General features: G+C 68.3%; 3 protein-coding genes. 2 read left to right on the top strand and 1 reads right to left on the bottom strand.

What is annotated here, in order from left to right:
* Positions 1–274: 274 nt before the first annotated feature.
* Both OXC99_07930 and OXC99_07925 read left to right on the top strand, forming a co-directional pair.
* Entirely contained in the window at positions 275–1,243 is a 969-nt protein-coding gene (locus tag OXC99_07930; protein ID MCY4624912.1) for an ABC transporter ATP-binding protein, read from the top strand.
* Between the two features lie 2 nt (positions 1,244–1,245).
* Positions 1,246–2,391: a hypothetical protein gene (locus OXC99_07925; protein ID MCY4624911.1), complete on the top strand. Its 1,146-nt coding sequence runs from the start codon at positions 1,246–1,248 to the stop codon at positions 2,389–2,391.
* Between the two features lie 9 nt (positions 2,392–2,400).
* Here OXC99_07925 and OXC99_07920 read toward each other — a convergent pair.
* Positions 2,401–4,349 (bottom strand): ComEC/Rec2 family competence protein (locus OXC99_07920; GenBank protein MCY4624910.1); only part of this gene is annotated, 1,949 nt, incomplete at its 5' end.

Below are 4,349 nucleotides of genomic sequence, written 5' to 3'. Positions count from 1 at the left end.
GGGGGGGCCACGCCGTCGTGGCGGGGTTGGGGGTGGGGGGGTGGGGGGCGCCCCCCCGCCTCCCCTCTGGATTCCGTCCGCCACAACCGCTGCGGGGCATTCGCAGGAATGGCGGTTGGGGAGGTTTCCGTCCCGAAAACGGGTGCGGGGCGGGCTTTCGCGGGGAAGACGGTTCCGGGGAAGGTCCCTGCACCCGCATTGCCACTATCGCTATGGCCTGCGTATGCTAAGGCCTCACACTGAGCCCGAATTCCGCCCGATGGAGGAAGGCCCCTTGTCCACGCTGCTCACCGTCAATGACCTGCGGACATACTTCACCACCCGGGAGGGCACGGTGAAGGCCGTCGATGGCATCAGCTACGACATCCAAGAGGGCGAGACGGTCGGGCTCGTGGGGGAGAGCGGCTGCGGCAAGAGCGTCAGCGCCCTTTCACTACTCCGGCTCGTTCAAAGCCCGCCGGGACGCATCGTCGGGGGCTCAATCGAGTTCGAGGGGCGCGACCTGCTGCAGCTCAGCGACGCCGACATGCGAGAGGTGCGCGGCAACGACATTGCCATGGTATTCCAGGAGCCCATGTCGTCGCTCAACCCGGTGCTGACCGTCGAGCGGCAGATCACAGAGGCTCTTGAGGTCCACTTGCGAATAGGCAAGCGGGAGGCGACTTCCCGCGCCGCAGAGCTCCTGCACATGGTCGGGATTCCCGACGCCGCCGACCGGCTGAAAAGCTACCCGCACCAGTTCAGCGGCGGCATGCGCCAACGTGTGATGATTGCGATGGCGCTGAGCTGCAACCCGAAGCTGCTCATAGCGGACGAGCCCACCACAGCCCTCGACGTGACCATCCAAGCGCAGATCCTGGAGCTGCTGCAGCGGCTCTCGGCGGAGACGGGGACGGCGGTGCTCATCATCACGCACAACCTCGGCGTCATTGCCCGGTACGCCAGCCGCGTCAACGTCATGTACGCAGGCAAGATCGTGGAGAACGGGAGGGCAGTAGACCTCTTCCAGAACCCGCAGCACCCCTACACCAAGGGGCTGCTGCAGTCCGTGCCGCGCTTCAGCCAGGGCCGTGGCACCAAGCTCTCCACCATCGAGGGGACACCGCCTGACCTTGCGCACCTCCCCACCGGTTGCGCCTTTCATCCCCGCTGCACCTACGCGATCGACCAGTGCCGGGCGGAGACGCCGACGCTGACGGTGCGCGAGCCCGACCACGCGGCGGCATGCTGGGTGGAGGCGTAGGCATGTCCCTCGCTCCCGTACGCCTTCACCATGTCGACTTTGCCGCGATTGATGTTACGGCGCGGACAGAGTGGGTCTTCGCGCGGTTCTGGGACACGGAAGGCGCCGCGGCCGAGGTGGAGATCACCGCGGCGGGCATCACAGAGGGCGTCGTTGGGCAGATTGACCACGCTGTCTCGCTGTTAAGAGGCACGCCCATTTCCTCCGAGGACGACGTGCCCATCATGTTGGACGTCGACGACCAATCGCTTGGGGCGGACCTGACCAACGCCACGGCGGTGAGTGCACTACGTACGGCGGTGAGCGTTATCCAGGCGCTCAAGAGCGGCGTCAGCTTGGCCGAGGCGCTAGGGGGCGCACCAGCCGTCGTGCCGCTGTACGCCAACATCAACCGAGGCCTCTTCGCGTCAGGGCGGACGCCAGCGGAGTTTGCGGCAGCCGCGGAGCGAGCTGCGAGCGAGGGTTTCCGCTCCGTCAAGTGCGCACCGTTCGACGAGGTGGCGCCGGGAACGCCAACCGACGAGGCGATTCGCCTTGCGCACACCGGCATCGAGCGGGTAGCTGCGATCAGGGAAGCCATCGGCCCGGACGTGGCGCTTATGGTGGACTGCCACAGCCGCTTCGACTTAGAGTCTGCTATTAGGGTGGCCGGTGAGCTGGCAGACTTTGGGGTGGCATGGTTCGAAGAACCGCTCGACCCAAGCAAGGACCCGGCTGGACTGACGCAAATTGCCAAACGCATCTCCTTGCCCCTCGCGGGAGGCGAGCACGGATATGGCGAGGCCTCGTTTGAGAGTCTTGTTTCAAGCGGCACACTTGGGATTGTTATGCCGGACGTGAAGTTTTGCGGAGGAGCCGCTGCTGCTGTAAGGGCCGGCAGAGCGGCCATCGCTGCGGGAGGCGGCGTGTCGCTTCACTGCCCGTCCGGTCCACTGTCGTTGCTGACGAGCGGGCACGTCAGCGCCGCCGTGGCAGGGTCGCTGCCGCTGGAGCACGCGGTCTACGAGGCGGACTGGCGCTCGACGCTGCTGGCGCCGGCTGAACGCATCGTTGACGGCAGTTTGCACCTCACCGGAGGCCCGGGGCTTGGCGTGGAGCTCGACTGGGGGATGTTGCAGTGGACGGGCCGCGTCTGGCGCGTGTCCTGAGGCCTCCCACTATCGTTGGGTGTCGCGCCACAGCCGCACCCCGTCGGTGGTGAACCCCACGCGGCCGTGCTCCGCCGTCACGTACAGGTCTTCCTCACCGACCATTGCGGTCAGCCGCTCGACCACCTCTGTCGCCGGGTGGCCGAACTTGTTTTCAGCGCCGGCGCTCACCACGACGTACTCGGGCTGCACCGCTTCCAAAAACGCCTGGGATGACGATGTTGCGGAGCCGTGGTGGGCTGCCTTAAGCACCGTCGCCCGCAGGGACGCGCCGGAGGCGACGAGCGCCTCCTCGGCGTAGCGGTGGATGTCGGCGGGAAGCAGGAAGGACACATCGCCGTAGGACAACCGCAGCGTGACGCCGCTGTTGTTGCGGAGGTCGGGCGTCCACGCTGGCACGTCCTCGGCTGGGTGTAGGACGCGGATCACGACGCCGTCGCCGATGCGGAGCTCTTGCCCCGCGAACGCGTCCAGCGTCTGGGGGTCATGTCGGTTGGCGAGCAGTCGCTGCCAAGATGCGTACTGGGCGGACGTTGATGCGACGCCGGTCTCGGCGACGAGGGCGACGTCGTAGCGTTCCAGGACGGAGACCAGGCCGTTCAGATGGTCGGCGTCGGGGTGCGTCAGGACGATTACGTCGAGGCTGCGGTCCCAGAAGGGCATGACGTTGCCGAGCTCCCGCTGCAGGACCTCCGGATCGGGGCCGCCGTCGATGAGGAGCTGCTTTCCTGACGGCGTCTGGATGAAGATGGCGTCGCCCTGCCCCACGTCGAGGAAGGTGACGGTTAGGCGGCCGTCGGGCGACGTTACGGCGGCGGTCCAGAGGACGGCACATGCGAGGAGTAACGCGAGGGCAGCCCATCTCAGGCGTCCATTGCCGAGCGAGAGCACTCGCGGGCCGCCGCGAACCGGACCGTCTTCGCCACCCTGTGTGCGGCGGAGGCCGTAGGCTGCGCAAACGAGCAGAGCGTAGTAGCCCCAGACCATCGCGGGCGTCGCGCCGCCGAGTTCCAACAGGCCGCCGGGCAGTCTCGCGGCGGCGCCGACGAGCGCCAGCAAGTAGGACAGGGGCGCCCATGCGACCCACCCAGTCGCGATTCCCAGCGGCGTCCACACCACGCCCGCAACCGCGGTTATGGCCGAGGCTGCCAGGGCCAGCGGAAGCGCGGGCAACGCCAGAAGCGTTGCGGGAATGCCGAGGTAGGACACACGCTCAAAGACGAGGGCAACGAGGGGGAGTGTGCCGAGCGTCGCGGCGATACCTGCCGCAAGGGCCGACGCCGTGGCGCGGCCGAGGGCGGCCGGGGCGCCCTCGGGGCCGGTTAGGCGCTCGGCGGCGCGCGAGAGTTGGGTTTCCAGCGGGGGCGCGAGGAGGAGCAGACCGGCGACCGCCGTGAAGCTCAGCTGGAAGGAGACATTGCCGAGCAGTCGGGGGTCGTGGGCGGTCATGACGGCGGCGGCCGCAGCGAGGGCAGGGAGGCTAGATCCCTCGCGGCCGAGGGCGCGGGCGAGGAGGAAGACGCTGCCCATGAGGGCGGCCCTGGTCACGGAGGGGGACATGCCGCTGACGAGGGCGTAGACCCATATGGCGGCGAGGGCCAGCAGGAGCGCCCATCGCGCGCCACCGAAAGCGAGGCGGCCAAGCGCCAGCGCCGCGCCGAGCATGATGGCGACGTGGAGGCCGGAGATGGCGAGAAGGTGGCTCGTGCCGGTCTCGATGAAGTCATGGCGCACCTCGTCAGGGAGGCCTCGGCGCTGGCCGAGGAGCAGGGAGCGGGCCAGGGCGGAAGCGGGCTCCGGCATGCTGCGCTGGAGGCTTTCGGAGAGGATGGCACGGATTGCGTAGACGCTACGCAGCAACGGACTGCCGTCGCCCTCGGCGGTTAGCGATAGCGCGGGGAAGCGCGAGACTGCGCCTACGCCCTGGCGGGCGGGGGGGTCGCGGGAGTCGCACCCGG

It is taken from the genome of Chloroflexota bacterium (assembly GCA_026713825.1).
Lineage (GTDB): Bacteria > Chloroflexota > Dehalococcoidia > Lucifugimonadales > UBA1127 > UBA1127.
Note: the sequence above shows the minus strand (reverse complement) of the source record. Positions and strands in the feature narration are given on the sequence as shown.